Origin of the sequence: Candidatus Zymogenus saltonus, assembly GCA_016929395.1 — a bacterium.
Lineage (GTDB): Bacteria > Desulfobacterota > Zymogenia > Zymogenales > Zymogenaceae > Zymogenus > Zymogenus saltonus.
Genome location: JAFGIX010000008.1, coordinates 25,737 through 43,123, shown reverse-complemented (window position 1 = coordinate 43,123; position 17,387 = coordinate 25,737). Strand labels below are relative to the sequence as shown.

The 17,387-nt window shown below is 53.1% G+C and carries 14 protein-coding genes; 10 read left to right on the top strand and 4 right to left on the bottom strand.

Going from position 1 to position 17,387, the window contains the following annotated elements:
- Positions 1–833 precede the first annotated feature (833 nt).
- Positions 834–1,631, top strand: coding sequence for an acetolactate decarboxylase (gene budA, locus JW984_01705; GenBank protein ID MBN1571891.1), 798 nt, complete (start codon positions 834–836; stop codon positions 1,629–1,631).
- Positions 1,632–1,746: 115 nt separating this feature from the next.
- Here budA and JW984_01700 read toward each other — a convergent pair whose 3' ends face one another.
- Complete coding sequence (locus tag JW984_01700) at positions 1,747–2,646, bottom strand: MBL fold metallo-hydrolase (GenBank protein MBN1571890.1); 900 nt, start codon at positions 2,644–2,646, stop codon at positions 1,747–1,749.
- A gap of 192 nt (positions 2,647–2,838) precedes the next feature.
- Between JW984_01700 and JW984_01695 the strand changes: the two genes are divergently transcribed.
- Positions 2,839–3,240, top strand: coding sequence for a hypothetical protein (locus JW984_01695; protein MBN1571889.1), 402 nt, complete (start codon positions 2,839–2,841; stop codon positions 3,238–3,240).
- Between the two features lie 85 nt (positions 3,241–3,325).
- Here the strand turns inward: JW984_01695 and JW984_01690 are convergent, their stop codons facing one another.
- Together JW984_01690 and JW984_01685 are read right to left on the bottom strand one after the other, a co-directional pair.
- A complete protein-coding gene (locus JW984_01690) occupies positions 3,326–3,823 on the bottom strand; it encodes a uracil-DNA glycosylase (GenBank protein MBN1571888.1) in 498 nt (165 codons plus the stop codon).
- A gap of 101 nt (positions 3,824–3,924) precedes the next feature.
- The gene (locus JW984_01685) at positions 3,925–4,749 is read right to left on the bottom strand and encodes an SDR family oxidoreductase (protein ID MBN1571887.1); all 825 of its coding nucleotides are present in this window, start codon (positions 4,747–4,749) and stop codon (positions 3,925–3,927) included.
- 210 nt (positions 4,750–4,959) lie between these two features.
- Here JW984_01685 and JW984_01680 point away from each other — a divergent pair, with 210 nt between their 5' ends.
- The 7 genes from JW984_01680 (at position 4,960) to JW984_01650 (ending at position 13,784) form a co-directional block, all read left to right on the top strand.
- Positions 4,960–5,424 carry a selenoprotein B glycine/betaine/sarcosine/D-proline reductase gene (locus tag JW984_01680; protein MBN1571886.1) on the top strand — a complete coding sequence of 155 codons (465 nt, stop codon included), beginning with the start codon at positions 4,960–4,962 and terminating at the stop codon, positions 5,422–5,424.
- An 18-nt stretch (positions 5,425–5,442) separates the two neighbouring features.
- Entirely contained in the window at positions 5,443–6,192 is a 750-nt protein-coding gene (locus JW984_01675) for a hypothetical protein (GenBank protein ID MBN1571885.1), read from the top strand.
- A gap of 700 nt (positions 6,193–6,892) precedes the next feature.
- Positions 6,893–7,189, top strand: a complete 297-nt coding sequence (locus tag JW984_01670; GenBank protein MBN1571884.1) for an antibiotic biosynthesis monooxygenase — start codon at positions 6,893–6,895, stop codon at positions 7,187–7,189.
- 392 nt (positions 7,190–7,581) lie between these two features.
- Positions 7,582–9,477: a thiamine pyrophosphate-binding protein gene (locus JW984_01665; protein ID MBN1571883.1), complete on the top strand. Its 1,896-nt coding sequence runs from the start codon at positions 7,582–7,584 to the stop codon at positions 9,475–9,477.
- 25 nt (positions 9,478–9,502) lie between these two features.
- Positions 9,503–10,939 (top strand): NAD-dependent succinate-semialdehyde dehydrogenase, encoded by a 1,437-nt coding sequence (locus JW984_01660; GenBank protein MBN1571882.1) that lies wholly within the window; start codon positions 9,503–9,505, stop codon positions 10,937–10,939.
- A 176-nt stretch (positions 10,940–11,115) separates the two neighbouring features.
- On the top strand, positions 11,116–12,819 hold the full coding sequence (locus tag JW984_01655) for a dihydroxy-acid dehydratase (GenBank protein ID MBN1571881.1): 1,704 nt from the start codon (positions 11,116–11,118) through the stop codon (positions 12,817–12,819).
- A gap of 92 nt (positions 12,820–12,911) precedes the next feature.
- Positions 12,912–13,784 carry an SGNH/GDSL hydrolase family protein gene (locus JW984_01650; GenBank protein ID MBN1571880.1) on the top strand — a complete coding sequence of 291 codons (873 nt, stop codon included), beginning with the start codon at positions 12,912–12,914 and terminating at the stop codon, positions 13,782–13,784.
- Between the two features lie 337 nt (positions 13,785–14,121).
- Here the strand turns inward: JW984_01650 and JW984_01645 are convergent, their stop codons facing one another.
- Entirely contained in the window at positions 14,122–15,300 is a 1,179-nt protein-coding gene (locus JW984_01645) for a thiolase family protein (GenBank protein ID MBN1571879.1), read from the bottom strand.
- Positions 15,301–15,555: 255 nt separating this feature from the next.
- Here JW984_01645 and JW984_01640 point away from each other — a divergent pair, with 255 nt between their 5' ends.
- On the top strand, positions 15,556–16,923 hold the full coding sequence (locus JW984_01640) for an NAD(P)H-dependent oxidoreductase (GenBank protein ID MBN1571878.1): 1,368 nt from the start codon (positions 15,556–15,558) through the stop codon (positions 16,921–16,923).
- Positions 16,924–17,387 lie beyond the last annotated feature (464 nt).

Sequence of the window (17,387 nt, the reverse complement as noted above, 5' to 3'; positions counted from 1 at the left end):
ATTAAAGTTCGGGGATGGCTCTTCTATGATAAAATATCTTCTCTTTAAACGACTAAACTGTAAGGTAAGATCGTAACTTTTTCACTTTAATCATATTGAAAACATTTTACGGAAATAGAAATTGTGTGTCAATAGTTATTGTTCTATTAATACCGTCATTGCGAGGGACTTAAGCGACGAAGCAATCGTGTCAATGCAGGAAACACGCGATCGTTTCGTTACCCAATATCAATCTGGATTCCCAATCAAGTTGGGAATGACAGAATATGGATTTTTTATGGTGTCGTGAATGACGTGGTGGTGGAGTGGGAGTGCTCTGTGCGTTGGGTGGCACTGACAAGCTCCGGCTTGTCAGTGGGAGATTCAATTATCCTTGATGTTAGGGGAACACCATGGGCTGGGAATGACAGAATAGTAAATGTCATTCCCGCGAAAGCGGGAATCTAGAGGGGTGGTCTGTGTGCCGGGCTTCGCTGATAAGTTTCCGCTTATGGATGAGTGATTGCACTATTCCCGCAATTTCCTCCTGCCGCCCATTTCTTAAAAAAAGTATATGTTATTCCCACGGAAGCGGGAATCCGTATTGATATTTTTCTGGATTCCCAATCAAGCTGGGAATGACAGAATAATAAATGTCATTCCCGCGAAAGCGGGAATCCAGAGGGGTGGTCTGTGTGCCGGGTTCCACTGACAAGCCCCCGCTTGTGGGTGGGACGTGAATATGACCTCTTTAAGGCATAAACTTTCAAAATATCCCGTTTTATATTTCAACAGCCTGCAAACTGGTTTATAATACTGATACTGTAAGACTTTTAGAATTGATTGGAGGGAAAATGAGAAAAGCCTTATCACAATTTGCGCTGCCCATATTTTGCGCCGTCATGCTGTCTGCACTTTTGCCTTCGGGGTGCCGTCTGGATTCGGAGGAGAGGGAGGTCATATATCAAATATCGACCATCGACGCCCTTATGGAGGGGGTCTACGACGGCGAGGTCACCTTCGACGAGCTTAAAAAGCACGGCGACTTCGCCATCGGGACGTTCAACGCCCTTGACGGCGAGATGATCGGGCTCTACGGGAAATTTTATCAGATCAAGGTGGACGGAAAGGCCTATCCCGCGGCCGGCACCATGAAGACCCCCTTTGCCGTGGTCACGTTCTTCGACGCCGACAAGACGGTAAAGACAGCCACTGGGGACGATTTCGAGCGGCTGAAGACGGCCGTCGATGACGCCATGCCAACAAAGAACATCTTCTACGCCGTGAAGGTCGAGGGGACGTTCAAATACATGAAGGTAAGGAGCGTGCCAAGGCAGGAGAGGCCCTACAGGAAGCTGGTCGAGGTGGTGAAGGATCAGGCGATCTACGAGTACGACGACATTGAGGGGACGGTCGTCGGGTTCTGGTGCCCTGACTACGCAAAGGGGGTTAACGTCCCCGGTTATCACTTTCATTTCATCTCGAAGGACGGGACGGTCGGCGGGCACGTCCTCGACTGCACGCTGGGAGAGACGATCGCCGGGATAGACTGCACGAGCGGGTTTTTCATGGCGCTTCCGGATGGGGGGGATTTTTTTGAGACGGATCTGAGTGGGGGGAAGAAGACCGATCTGGAAAAGGTTGAAAAGTAGGAAGACTATCTCGTCTTTCGCACGGGTCGTTTGACCCTGCACCGGGCCGTGATTAATAGGCTTATGTCGTGAAATTTTATGGAGGACGGGACGGCAGGAGGCAATATTACTCCCGCTACGACGCCGAGTAGAGGCCGTCGTTTCTTTTTGTGACACGGCCTCCCTCGATCAGCTGGTCGAGGTGCATCCCTATCATGTTTCCCTCCCAGTATCTGAGGAGCGGCTCGGCGTAGGGGAAAGAGCCGTATATGGGCGCCAGCTCGACCAGCTCCTCGACAGTCTTTGGCCCCTCGGCAAGGAGCGCCAGGATATTCTTTTCGTTGAGGTCGAATTTCTTAAGGAACTCTTCGAGGCGCCCTTTAATGTTGTCTCTAATAATTCCCTTGTGGCCAGAGACAAACACCTCGATATCGAGCTCCATGATTCTCTTGATCGAGTCCTTGAACTCAACGATGTCCGACTCTCTGTGGCCGTACCAGGGGCCGAAGCGGGTCAGGTCGTAGTCGAAGGCAAAGAGGATTTTGTTTTTCGGCTCGTAGAGGCAGTAGTGGTCTATTGTGTGTCCGGGGGTGTAGATCGGCTTTAGGACAATATTGCCGATCTCGATGGTCGATTCGGCGTTAAACCAACCGTCCGGACGCCTGTCCTTGAAGTTCATGGCGGCACTCACCCACTCCCGCCAGTACTTCGCCAGCTCCCCCGGCTCGGCCAGCCGCTCCGAGAGCTTAACGATATTCCCCGCCGTCTCAAATCCCTCTTTAGGCACGGTAATGGAGACACCGTCGCCGTCGAAGAGCCAGTTTCCCGCCGAGTGATCGGGGTGCGTGTGGGAGTTGATGACGCCGACTATCTTGAATTTCTTTTTCAGTTCCCGGAGTATTTCAATCCCGCTGCCGGTGTCTATCAGGGTAGCGTCCCCGACCCCCGGCGTAATCAGGATTGAGTTGGAGAAGGGGAAAAAGCCCTTGTTCTTCCCCTTTACCAAGTGGATATTTTCTGTGATTTTTTCGAGCATGGGCTTCTGCTTTCACGGTAATTCTTTTAAGATTTCAGTTCAAACTGAGTTCAAATAGAAACCCAAAGGACCCTGTTAATTTCACCCTTTGTGTGGCTCAATGTGTCCCCTTTTTAATGTATCAGGAAACCTGTTACAGACAAAGCATTTTCTGGTATAATATATCAAATTTCATGAAAAAGCCCTTATAAGATGACCGTGCTCGATTCTATTTATAATCCATTTGTTGATGCCATTGTCGGCGGAATTTTGGCACTAATTATTGGCGGCTTAATCTTACTGATCAACGGTAAATTCAATTTTTCAAATTGTCGTGAGCTGCTTGAAACCTTTGCAAAGCTATTGCTATTCGGTTTTATATGTTCAGGACTCGGCGGGTTAATATTTGGAGTTTTCAAGCCGGGCTTTTTTTCATTTAACATACAGGCCTTTGAAACATATATCCCAGGGTTAGACGAATTCATCCACCTACGTCTACTCGTTTTTTATGCCGTCGATATATTTGTCCGCACATGCCTGTTTTCTTTTTGTGCCGGCGGGATTTTCTTGGAAATGTTTTTCAATATCGGTTTTTATGATTTGATCAAGAGATAGAACCTTATATCTGTCTCCGGCATAAGTCTGACCCGACAACAACCATCTAGGTGTCTCATCTATTAAATCGTGATATTTAATTGATTCACTTCACAAGCTCCATCGCCGCGGCGATGTCCTCCGCGATCATCCTCCTCTTGCTCTTCTCTATGAAGAAGCTGGGCCCCGCCTGCAGGTATGACGGGAAGGCCCTGATACCCCTGAAGTAATATTCCCCGCCCCTGATCTTGTACGTGGAGCCGGCCGGAATCACCCTCTTCTCGCCCCGCCTCTTCGCGATGCAGTTTACCGCATTTATGGCGACATCCCCCATCAGCATCAAGACCTTTAAGTTCGGGAAGGTATCAAGCTCCCTCTCTAAAAGATGGGAGCACTCCTTGATAGTAGCCGCCTTTATCCCGTAGTCAGTCTTTGCGCATTTCACGGCGGTAGTGAGATATACCCCCAGCTTTAGTATATCCGCGATTGACGAGACGTTCACCCCCGCGTCGTTGAAGGCGGAGACCGTGGTTTTTTGAAAGAGGGGATCGCCGTCGGCGTAGTAGTAGTCGCCGCGGTCAGGCGGCGCCGCCTCGGAGATCATGGCGACCGAGACGTCTTCCGGATTAAGGTCAAGTTCGGGAGCGATGCAGCGGTCGTGTCTCATGTCGGCGCAGGGAAAACTCTCGCAGATCAATCCCACCCTCATTTCATCCTCTTCTGCACCTTCTTAATGGTGGAATTCATGACCATCTCCACGACCCCCGGGACGAGCCGCTTTGCCAGGTAGGTGAGGTTGCCGTCGAATCCGGGGATTATCATGAACCTTCCCTTTCTGATCCCCTTGATGAATCCCTTAGCAACGGCGTCCGACGTCATCACCTTGGCGTTTTCGGAGAGGACCTTTGTCTCCACAGGCTTGGTGAGGTTTTCCACGTTGAACCCGGGTGTCTGGGTGTCCGGCGGGCAGAGGATCGACACGGTTATGCCGAAGGGCTTCATCTCGCTCCTCAGCGCCTCGGAAAGCCCGGTAACCGCGAACTTGGACGCCGCGTAGTCGGTGTAGCCGAAGACGCCCAGAAAGCCCGCCATCGATGAGACGTTGGCGATGTATCCGCCCCCCCTCACCTTCATGTGGGGGACGAGGGCCGATATTGTGTTCCAGACGCCGTAGGCGTTCATCTTCATCGTCTCGTCGAACATATCAAAGGTGATATCGCCGAAGTAGTGGGGACGCGCCCGGCCGGCGGAGTTGATTAAAAGGTCGGGGGGACCGAACTCCTCAACGCACCCGTTCATGATGGTGTTGACCGCCTTGTTGTCGGAGACGTCCATGGAGAAGGAGGCGACCTTTTGCGTTTTGGAAAGCGTGCTTCCCTTGATCTCCGCCACGGCGTCGTCCAGCCTCTTCTTTCCCCTTGCGAAGATGATTACATGCGCCCCCAGGCTTGCCAGAAGCTTCGCCGTGGAGAGCCCGATCCCGCTCGAGCCGCCGACCACGTAGGCGGTTTTGCCGTTAAAGTCTTTCATCGCAATACCTCCCTTTCTGTTTCGGTTCTTGCCCCTTTTTTGTCAACTATTTTTGTCGACCATTCTCATACATATCGAATTATTAATCAATACTTTTTACAAAATATTTATGATTTGCATTATTTCTTGAATTATTGGCCAAGTTGCGTTATTGTGTGACATTGAAAATAAAAAATCTGACATTTTTCGGGTAGGTTCAAGGAGAAAAAAATGGCGAGGCTGGACAGGATGAACGAAAAGGAGCGGGAGTATATGTTGAGCGTCCCGTGCCCGACCTACGACACAAATCCTTGGGTAGAGGGGCCGCCCCTCTCGGAGAGGCGCGTGGCGATAATCACCACCGGGGGCATTCACAAGAGGGACGACCGCCCCTTCACCTTCGATCCGGGGGACATCTACAGGATAATCCCCGGCGATGTCGAGGCGAGAGACCTCGTCACGACCCACGCCTCCACCAACTTCGACCACTCGGGTTTTCAACAGGACGTAAACGTCATGTTTCCCATAGAGCGGCTCAAGGAGCTGGCGGCCGAGGGGCGGATAGGCTCCGTCGCCGATTACCACTACTCGTTCATGGGGGCGATGGACCCGTCCCAGATGGAGCCTTCCGCAAGGGAGCTCGCGGCGGTTTTAAAAAAGGATAACGTTGATGCGATATTCCTGCTTCCGGTCTGACCGCTCTGCACGCGCGCCGTGGGCGGGCTTGCACACTTTTTCGAGGAGGAGGGTATCCCCACGACCATGATAAGTCTTGTCAGGGAGCACACCGAGAAGATGAAGCCGCCCCGGGCGCTCTGGGTGCCGTTCGAGCTGGGCCGTCCCATCGGCGCCCCCAACAACAGGGAGTTTCAGATGAAGGTTTTAACCTCGGTCCTCAAGCTCCTCGAAGCGAAGGAGGGGCCGATCCTCGTGGACTTTGACGAGGAGGATCCCACGTCGGAGGAGACGATAACGAACCTCGTCTGCCCGGTGAACTTCGCCAAAGAGGAGGGGGAGCTTACCGATACAGAGAAGATGCTCAATTCCGTCAAAGCTGAGATGAATTCCCTGCGCCCCTGGTACGATATGGCCCTCGATAAAAGGGGGCGGACGACCGTCGGGATAAGCGGGATCGACCTCGACAGGATCGTCGACTTTATAGGCGCATTCTTCGACGGAGGGGCGCCCCAAAATCCGAGGGGCGATATGCCGCTCTCCCTTATCCTGAACTTTGCGACCGACGACCTCAAGGCGTTCTACTACGAGTCGATCACCGCCCAGCCCGGGCAGGAGTCGCCCTCGGGGAAGGTCCTCGAAGACTGGTTCTGGGGGGAGACGAAGGCGGGTAAAATGCTCCTTATGCTCAAGGAGTCGTGCAAGAAGAGCGACGACCCGATGATGCAGGCGGTGGCCAGGATAATGATCGTTCCTTCGTCCCAGGCCTACAGGAGAAAGGAGCTTTAGGGGGTCGGGGGATGTCGAAGCGGTTGGTGGTTGTCATTGATCGATGTTGGCGGTTATTTAGGGGGGTTGGGTAGTGGGGAGTGGGTAGGTATTGCGTGGCAACGGCAGGTGGCCCCCACAAATACCTGCTTTTGGGCTGGAGATTACGTTTAAGATGGGGTTGGTCTGTGTGTTGGGTGTCTGGGTATCTGGGTATTTCGTGTCACCTAAAAGTTTCTGATTGTGAGTGGGGCATTCAGGAATCCGGCAAGACTATTGAATGTCATTTAATTGAGAAGATGGATTCGGAGGGATAGGCAAAACATGTCATTCCCGCGAAAGCGGGAATCCAGAGGGATGGACACAATCTGTCATTCCTGCGGAAACTGTGGGCGGTCATGACAAAACCCTGCTTTTGGATTGGAGGTTGAGTTCAAGATAGGGTTGGTCTGTGTGTTGGGTGGTCCTGATAAGCTCCTGTTTGTGGGTGGAGCGTTCGCAAATCCAGAGGGTTAGCAATAATTGTCATTCCCGCGAAAGCGGGAATCCAGTAAAAAATATCTTTCTGGATTCCCAATCAAGTTGGGAATGACAAGGTTATGTTGGGAATGACAGAATAAAAGGTACAGGGAATAACATATATAGAAGGAAGGTAATGGGAAACATATAACTATTTTAAGAAAAGTGGAGTTCTCCCAAAAAGACCTAAAGGAGTAATAAGATGATCGTTGTGGCAAAGATGAGGGCGAAGGAGGGGAGCGAAGAGAAGTTGAAGGATGCGCTGGTCGATATGGTCTCAAAGGTGAATGAAGAGGAGGGGACTCTCCTTTACACCATAAGTCGATCACAAAGCGATCCAAAGGAGTTTCTGATCAGCGAGAAGTACGTGGACATGGACGCCTTCGTGCACCACACATCGACACCCCACTTCAAGGAGCTCTCCGCTTCTCTGGCATCGATCCTCGACGGCGCCCCGGAGGTCGGGATGTACGACGAGCTGGCGGCCCTTGATAAATAGGAGGGAGCTTTAGACTGCCGGGGAAGGTGATTTAAGTCCATGATTTTAAGGAGCGATGCTATGGAGAGGCCTTGGTGCTCGGCTTCGAAGACGTCGGTTTGGCCGCGTTCGCAGGTGTTGTCATTCCCTTTTAGCCGGATGAGCGCCCCCTCGAGATGAGCTGACGCTTTGTTTTAAGCGGACTTCCTTCAGGGGGCATAAGATGAGTTATAGCGGATCCTGTTCCCGAAATTCAATTGTTTTTGGAAAGCGCAATATTAGACATTTAAACAATTTTTTTAATCCTATTGTTCAGTAATATTGCCTTTGTATGGCAATGTTGATATTATATGGACGATATGATAATAGTTGAAAAGATATAAAGATCGATAACAGTATTGTGAAAGAAAGGTGTGAGAGTGAAACAAATTAAATTGACGGCAGAAAGGACCGGGAGGGCAAAGGCGATAGCCAAGGCGGGAGGTTTCGACGAGGCGTTGGGGTCGGGGACTCTACCCCAATACGCCGATGTAACCCTGTCGGAGGCGATTATATTGGGCCTCATCCGGCAGGGAGTGACGAAGTTCCTAGCTATTTTCGGCCACGGTTCCACGGAGATAGGGGAGGTCTTGAGGGTATACGAAGGGAAGGGGATCGTTAAGACCTACGCCGTCCGCCACGAGACGGAGGCCGCTCACGCCGCCTCCGCCCTAAGGTGGGTGACGGGGGAGAAGGCCGCCGTGATAACCTCCATCGGCCCGGGGGCGATGCACGCCCTCTCCGGCTCGCTGGTGCCCCTGAGCGACGGCCTGGGGGTCTGGTTTCTCCTGGGGGATATAACGACGGAGGATGAGGGTCCCAACATGCAGGAGATACCCGGGTACGACCAGGACAAGTTTTTGCGTCTCTTCTCGTCGATGGGAGATTCTTACATGCTCCACACTCCGGGGGCGGTTGCTTCGGCCTTAAGAAGGGGGCTCAACGCGGTGGAGCACCCCTATCGGGCGGGGCCGTTTTTTCTCCTCCTTCCAATGAACACACAGCCCTGTCTCCTTGAAGGTTACAACCTCGATGCGCTGCCGGTAAATGCGCCGCCGAGGCTGGGGCCGGCCGCCGACGACGGCAGCTACAAGACGGCGATGGAACTGATCGAAAGATCGGAGAGGATCGTGGTAAAGGTTGGGGGAGGCGCGAGAATGGCGGGTAAGGAGCTTATAGAATTTCTCGACCTTACCGACTCGGTCGCCGTAACCAGCCCTCTCGTTTCCGGCGTGATCCCCTTTGACCACGAGAGGAACATGACGGTGGGGGGATCGAAGGGGTCTATCTCCGGCAACTACGCCATGGAGGAGGCAGACCTGCTCCTGGCGCTGGGGACGAGGTTCGTCTGCCAGTCCGACTGCTCGAGGACCGGCTACCAGAACGTAAAAGGGGTCATCAACATCAACGGCGACGTTCAGGCCGCCATGCACCTCAGAAAGACCGTGGGGCTTATCGGGGATACCGCGGACACCTTGAGGAGGCTCAACGAAGAGCTTAAGAAATCTAAATCTTTAAAAAAGAACAGGAACTCGAGGTGGCTCGAGGAGTGCTCGATAAAGAGAAAGGAGTGGGACGACTTCAGGAATGAGCGCTATAAAACCCCCGTCCTCTACGATGAGACGTGGAAGGGGGAGGTCTTGACCCAGCCGGCGTCGATAAAGGCCGCCACCGACTGGGCGAGGGAAAACGATATCATAACCTTCTTTGACGCCGGGGATGTTCAGGCCAACGGCTTTCAAGTCGTCGAGGACGACAGGCTGGGAAGGACGTTTACGGAGACGGGAGCGAGCTACATGGGCTTTGCGGCCTCCGCACTTCTGTCAACCGCGCTGACATCAAAGCCGTTCTACGGCCTCGCCCTCTCAGGTGACGGCTCTTTCACCATGAACTCTCAGATATTGATCGACGGCGTGCATCACGGGGCGAAGGGGTGCATCCTCGTACTCGACAACAGGAGGATGTCGGCGATCACCGGTCTCCAGTACGACCAGTACGGCGTCGAATACGCCACCAGCGATCCGGTGGAGGTGGATTACGTAGCCTGGGCTAATGCGATAAAAGGGGTCAAGGGGATAGACGGCGGGAGGAGTGTCGAGTCGCTGATTAAGGCATTAAAGGAGGCGAGGTCATATGACGGGCTGTCGCTGATTCACCTCCCGGTCTACAGCGGAAGGGATCCCCTGGGGGGAATGGGTGTCTTCGGGCGTTGGAACGTGGGGAACTGGTGCGTGGACACCCAGGCGTTGAGACACAAGATTGGCCTGTAAATCTTAAGAAAGAGGATATTTATCGATGACCGTTCCAAACCTGATGTACATAGACGGCCAGTGGGTTCCGGCCTCCGACGGGGCGAAGATAGATATTATAAATCCTGCGGACGAGGAGAAGGTCGACACCGTTCCCGTTGCCACAAGGGACGACCTCGACCGCGCCCTTGAATCGACCGAGAGGGCTTGGCGGTCGTGGAGGGAGGTTGACGTCTGGACGAGGAGCGCCAAGATCAGAGCGGTCTCCGATATTATAAAAAGGAGGGTCGACGAGATAGCAGCAACCCTGACAGAGGAGCAGGGAAAGCCGACCGCCGAGGCTAAGGCCGAGATAGGGGCCGCCGCGGAGCAGTTCGACTGGTACGCCGACGAGGCGAGGCGGATCTACGGCCGAGTCATCGACGGCCATTCCAGGGAGCACAGGATCATTGTCATAAGAGAGCCGATCGGTCCCGTCGCGGCATTTTCGCCCTGGAATTTCCCGGCGTTGCTTTCGGCGAGGAAAATCGCCCCGGCGATAGCCTGCGGCTGCTCGATCATCGTAAAGCCCGCCGTCGAGGCGCCGAGGACGACCCTCTGTATAGCGGAGGCGGTTCACGAGGCGGGGATCCCGGCGGGCGTATTGAACATGGTCACCGGAAAGTCCTCTATGATAAGCGAGCACCTGATAAAGTCGGACGTGATCAGAAAGGTAACCCTCACAGGCTCCGTGCCAATCGGCCAGGAGATACTGAGGCTCAGCGCCGACGGGATCAAGGTGGTAACGATGGAGCTGGGGGGGCACTCCCCGGTACTCGTCTTCGAGGACGCCGATATAGACCAGGCGGCGGAGCTCTGCGCCAGGACGAAATACAGGAACAACGGCCAGGTCTGCATCGCCGCAAGCCGCTTTTTCGTCCAGGAGTCGGTCGCGGATAAATTTATAGATAAATTCGTCGAGGTGACGAAATCCCTCACGGTCGGGGACGGGCGCGACCCGAAAACCGAGGTGGGGCCGCTGGCCAACAAGAGGCGCCTTGATGCGACCGAAGGTATTGTCGCGGACGCAGTGGATAAGGGGGCGACGGTCAGATGCGGAGGTAAGAGGCCGGAGGGTTTTGTCAGGGGCTTCTACTACGAGCCGACGGTTATCACAGGCGTAGACGACTCGATGGCTATCATGACCGAGGAGCCGTTTTGCCCGGCGGCTCCGATCTCCACGTTCTCGGATATCGGGGATGCTCTGACAAAGGCGAACGCGACCGAGTTCGGCCTGGCGGCTTATATTTTCACGAAAAATACGAAGACGATGTTTCTCGCAGCAGAAGGAATCGAGTCCGGGATGGTGGGCGTAAACACGCTCCTTCTATCCGCTCCTGAGATACCCTTCGGCGGGATAAAGAAATCCGGGTTCGGAAGGGAGGGGGGATCGGAGGGAGTGGAGGCCTACACCGTGACGAAATATCTCAATATTAAGCTGTAAAAATCAAACTGCAAGAGGTCAAGCTGTAAAATATCAAACTGTAAGAGACCAAACTGTAAAGGCCGCAAAAAACCTTTTTTAGGATTGCCGCAACTTGGTGTGCCGATACGGGGTTTCAGATAAAAACAAACCCCGTTTTTTTGATTGAACCTTAAAAAATCTTACAAGCTCAAAAAATGTCAAAAGAGAAAAAAACAAAGGGGATAAATAGAAACCTCACCAGCTACGCCGACGAGGAGTTCAGCAAATATATGCGAAGGGCCTTTCTCTCCTCCGCCGGATACGACAAGGAGGATCTCTCCCGTCCGGTCGTCGGGATTGTCGACACCACCTCCGACTACAACACGTGCCACAGGCAGATGCCGGAGATGGTGAGCGCCGTGAAGCGGGGCGTTCTCGAAACGGGAGGCATCCCGTTTGCCTTTCCGACCATATCGCTGAACGAGATACTGACCCACCCCACCACGATGCTGTACAGGAATCTCCTGGCGATGGAGACCGAGGAGATGATCACGGCCCAGCCGATGGACGCCGTGGTCCTCATCGGAGGGTGCGACAAGACCGTCCCAGCCCAGATGATGGCCGCGATATCGGCGAATATGCCGGCGGTCGTGGTCGTTGCCGGGTCGATGATGACCGGCTACTGGAGGGGCGAGCGTCTCGGGGCCTGCACCGACTGCAGGAGGATGTGGGCGAGGTATCGCGCTGGGGAACTAGACAAAAAAGAGATCGAGGAGGTGGAGGGCTCCCTTGTCTTCACCGGCGGGACATGCATGGTGATGGGGACGGCTTCCACAATGGCCTGCATGGCGGAGACGCTGGGGCTGATGCTCCCCGGGGGTGCGGCTCCCCCCCACGCCTCTGGAGAGAGGCTGAAAAACTGCGTCGCCTCGGGACGCGCCGCGGTCGAGATGATCGGGAAAAAGGTAAGGCCCAAGGACATTTTGACCAAGGGGTCTTTTTTGAATTCGGTTACCGTGCTGATGGCCCTCTCCGGCTCGACCAACGCGGTCATCCACCTGACGGCCGTTGCGCGCAGGGCCGGGATAGACCTGGCGCTCTCGGACTTCGACGAAATATCAAGAAGGGTCCCCGTCCTCGTGGACTGCAAGCCGGCGGGTAAGGGCTACATGGAGGACTTCTACCACGCCGGGGGACTGCCTGCGCTCCTCAAGGCCCTTGAGCCTCACCTCGACCTTAATGCGAAGACGATAACGGGGAGGAGTCTCGGCGATATCTTGAAAAAGGTCGAGGGGCCGGGCCCCTGGCAGGATACGATCAGAAGGCTCGACAACCCGCTCTATATGAACAAGGATTTCGGGGCAATAAGCGTCCTTACCGGCTCCCTCGCCCCTGACGGCGCGGTGATAAAGGCGGCCGCGGCGGACCCGAAGCTATTACGGCACAGGGGGCCGGCCGTAGTCTTCGACTCGCCGGAGGACGCCCAGAAAAGGATCGACGACCCTGATCTCAAGATCACCCCGGATCACGTCATGGTCTTAAAAAACGCCGGCCCGGTAGGTTCGTTTGGGATGCCGGAGGCGGGCTCGCTCCCGATCCCGAAATACCTTTCCAAGAAGGGTGTAAAGGATATGGTCAGGGTTTCCGACGGGAGGATGAGCGGGACATCCTACGGGGCGGTTGTCCTCCACGTGTCGCCGGAGACTGCGGTCGGCGGGCCGATAGCCCTGGTCGAAGACGGAGACATGATCGAGCTTGACGTGGGGAAGAGGATAATAAACCTCGAGGTGAGCGAAGACGAGCTGAAGAGGAGGAGGGAGAGATTTACCCCCCCCAAGCCGCCGGAGAGGGGTTGGAAGAAGCTCTTCGTGGATCACGTCCAGCAGGCGCACCTCGGGTGCGACCTCGACTTCCTGTAGGATTGTCAAGGAGGTCACAAACACGACTTACCAGTTCCGTTTGTGACGACTTGTTGTGGTATATTTTCATAAAGAATGAAAGGTAAAGTGAGATGATCAAGAAGATACTCTTGGGCGTAGGCGCCCTGATCGTTGCGCTGGTATTGCTCTATACGGCCTTGTATCTGATAATCGAGCCGAAGGCGAACATGGAGCCGGACAACTCCCCGGCCCATTACCTTGCAGAGATCAAGGCAAATTCCGAGAACAAGGTCCTTGTCTGTGTTGGAGACAGCATCACCCACGGGAGGATTAGCCACAACTACGTGGACGATCTGGCATCCGGTCTCTCCGACAAGGGCTTTGACGTGGTTAACGCCGGGATAAACGGAGATCTCGCCTACAACGTCCTCGTGAGGAAAGACGAGATAGTCGCCTGCGATCCCGACTATATATCAATATTTGTAGGGACAAACGACGTTCTCGGCTCCCTGGGCGAAAAGCAGGCGGAGGATTGTATAAAAGAAAAGAATCTCCCCCAGAAGCCGACGGAGGAGTTTTTTCGGGAGAGCCTGACGGAGCTTGTGAAACGGCTTAAAGAAAATACCGACGCCAAGATAGCCATCCTCTCGATTCCCCCGGTCGGCGAAGACCTCGAAGCCGTCCCCTGTTTGAGGAGCGTGGAGTACAGCGGGATAATCAAGGAGATTGCCGCGGAGAATGGATTGACCTACCTCCCCTTGAACGAAAAGATGATCGAATATTTAAAGGAGAAAGGGAATGAGCCGGGCGTTTCCTACGAGAGCAAGGGTCAATTCACCTTCGTTATGTATGTGGCCATTTTGAAGAGCTATGTTCTGGGCAGGAGCTACAACGAGATCTCTGCTGCGAACGGCCTCCTCCTCTTAAGCGATCTCGTGCACCTGAACGGCGTGGGCGCCGAAATGGTCTCCGATATGATAGGGGATTTTGTGCTGAATAATTAGGCGGAGGGCATGAAGTGGTAAAACAGGTTGTTAAATGACCGATTTCCATGAAAAGGGACGATATAGCTGCTTGATTTTTTTTGGGACGAATTTTTGAATTTATCTTGGGCAGTTATTTGAAAGAGTCTTAAAAGCCTATTGATCTCCCCAGCGGAAATAAAAAGTGATGGTCGCATATTAAAAAAAGGCCGATCTCTTTATATCCCGTAACCATTAAAAAAGGGGCCGATTCTGATCTAATGCAGAACCGGCCCTGTTTCCTTTTAGCTCGAAGCTCTTCAGTATTTAGTTTCCAACTGACTTCTCACTTCTTGCTTTTTCCTTTCGCGAACCCCATTTAAGCCTTGACGTTCTCCCAGAGGGAGGCGTTTGCGTTTCCGAAGCCGCCGCAGAGGGTGGCCACGCCGTACTTGACGTGCTTCATGTCGGTCTTCATTATGTTGTTAAGGGTAACGATAATTCTTGCCCCTGACTCTCCGAGGGGGTGACCCAGCGCGATTGCGCCTCCCCAGATGTTGACGTTGTCAAAGGGGGCGTTTTCCGCGATCCCCAGATCCCTGAGACACGCCAGCGACTGGCTCGCAAACGCCTCGTTGATCTCCCAGACGCCGATGTCCTTTACAGTCATTCCCACACGGTCGAGGAGCTTTTTCACGGCAAAGATCGGCCCTATTCCCATTACGGTCGGATCGCAGCCCGCCATGGCCCCGGCTACGTACTTTAAGCTGTAGTTGAGTCCCAGCTTGTCCGCCTTTCCCCTCTCCATCAGAAGAAGGGCGCAGGCGCCTGCGGTAAGGGGGGAGGATGTGGCGGCGGTGACCACGCCGTTCTCCTTAAACGGGGACTGCATCGTGGCCATCTTCTCCATAGAGATCGTCTCTCTTATCCACTGATCCCTGTCGACCATGAACTTGGTTCCGTCCTCCTCTTCCCCCTCCATCGGCACGATCTCGTTCTTGAACTTGCCGGCCTCGGTGGCCTCGAAGGCCTTCTTGTGGCTCCAAAAGGCCATCGTCTCCATATCAACGCGATCGACCTTGTATTGTGCTGCCACCTTCTCCGCCGTGGCGCCCATTGGGAGGTCGTTGAAGTCGTACCTCTGGGCAATTCTCGGGGGGATCTCCATAGCGAACATCATCGGCACATGGGCCATGTCCTCGACGCCCGATGCAATGTAGGTGTCTCCCTCGCCCAGCATGATGGCGCGGGCGGCGTGCTCGGTGGCGGCCATGCCGGAAGGGCACTGCTGGCCGATGCCGTTTGTGGCGACCGATTCGGGATAACCCCCGGCAAGCCACGCTGCACGGGCGATGTCGTTTTGTTTGCCCGCCTGGTTGGCGGTGCCGCAAAAGACGGCCTCAATCTCTTCCGGCTTTACCTTCGGATTTCTCTTAAAGAGGGCGTCGTAGATGTTTGTCAACATAACGTCAGGCGTTATCTTTCTAAGCCACCCCTTTTCGAGGTGCGCACGGGCGTTTGGAGATCTAACTCCATCGATAATTACACATTCCTTCATAGAGCAACTCCTTATTCAGGTTGTAACAAGTTAAATACGTTTCCATTTCCTTAAAAAAATACTGAAATTTGTGCATAAAATAGCACATTTCAAAGTGAATGGCAATTCATTTTTTTCACTTTTTTGCAAGATTCTTTTTTTCCATATTGTTTGACAATAATATAAGCGAAATGTAAAATAGTCCCTTGGGAGCGAGCTCAAACCCCAACCAAGCTCGTATGGAATGAGATAATTGTAAATAATGTGAGGAAAATCATGAAGATTACGGTACTGGGTGGAAGCCCGAAGGGCCAAAAGAGCAACACGATGCAGTACATGAACTACATAATGAAGCACTTCCCCGAAAATGAGTACACCGTCTTCAATATCGGCTACGAATCGGATCAGCTGGACACGAAGCCGGAGTTTTTCAAGGAGGTAATCGATAGTATCAAGAAGACGGACGCCATATTCTGGGTTTATCCGATTCACTACTTCCTCGTCCCATCGAGGATGAAGAGGTTTATCGAGCTTTGCTTCGAGAAGAAGGCGACCGCCGCCTTCAAGGGGAAGTACGCCACCGCCATAACCACGTCGATGCACTTCTTTGACCACACCTCCCTAAACTACATCCACGCAATATCGGAAGACCTGGACATGAGCTTCATCACCCCTTTTTCGGTGATGTTCAACCAACTCGTGGAACCGAAGACGAGAAAGAACCTCCTCCTCTTCGCCGAGGATTTCTTCAACCACGTCAAGAATAAGATACCCACACCAAAGGGGTATCCACCCATGAAGCACAACGTCCCGAAATATTCGCCGTCCAAGGTCAAAGAAAGCCCCAAGGGAAAGGATTACAGGATACTGTTGATTACCGACCAAAAAAAAGGGGATGTCAATCTCGGCAGGATGACAGACACATTCATCAAGTCGACGGAAAGCGAGGTTGAGGTGGTAAACCTGAACGAGGTAAAGCTCCTCGGGGGGTGCACCAACTGCCTCAGGTGCACCTACGACGGGATATGCGCATACAACGACGATATGAACCGTATCTACAGAGATAAGATGCTCCCCGCCGACGCTATAATCTATGCCGGGACGATAGTGGACAAGTATCTGTCGAGCCGGTGGAAGCTTTTCTTCGATAGGTTTTTCGTCAACGCCCACAGGCCCACGCTGGTGGGCAAGCAGGGGGGATTTATCATATCCGGGCCGCTTTCACAGATACCGAACCTGAAACAGCTATTTCTATGCTTCGGCGAGACCTTCGGGCTCAATATCAACGCCTTCGTGACGGACGAGGATAAGGATTCTTCAAGGGTGACCGCCCTCCTCGGCGACCTTGCGGACAGGGTGATAACGAACCTCGAGACAGGCTATAGCAGACCGCCGACCTTCCTCGGGGTGGGGGGTCACAAGATATTGAGGGACCTCAACTTCGCCACGCGCTTCATCTTTCTCGAAAACCACAAGTATTACGTCGAACACAACCTCTTCGACTTTCCACACGGCCAGCGGAAGATGCGGATTATGGGAAGGATATTGCCGCCGCTTCTGAAGATCAAGGGATTCAGGAAGAAGTTTCAGGCCGGCATGAACGACAACATGATAGCGCCGCTTATCAAGGCGCTGGACGAGTAGGGGGTCACAATATATAATATGTTTAGGGGAAGATGGGACTGTTGGTGGAATCAAGCCCAGATGGTGTAAGGTGGTTTGTGCGTTGGGAGGTCGGTTGTGTAAACAAAGAGTGAGCGGTTTTTGCCCCTCGAAACGGCGGAAGAGTCTTATTCGTTTCGATCAGCTTGTGGTGATGCAAGGTTGTTTGTGCGTGGGGGGGGAAGGATGGGAGCAGGTCGTTTTTCGGCATTAGGGGGAAGATTTGCCCGTTGGAATAAACGAGATTGTTTTAAAGAAATACTAAAAATATTTTCATTTTATCTCTTTTATTTGATTTTTTGATTGAAATTTATTTTCAGATAAGATATAAAAATACAGCGACTTAAAGTATTAATTTAAGCTTCATGTTGTCAGGTCTGAGGCTGCGGTTTATATCTTCTTGGTTTATCTTTCTTATATATCTAAAATAGAAGAGCAATTCAATT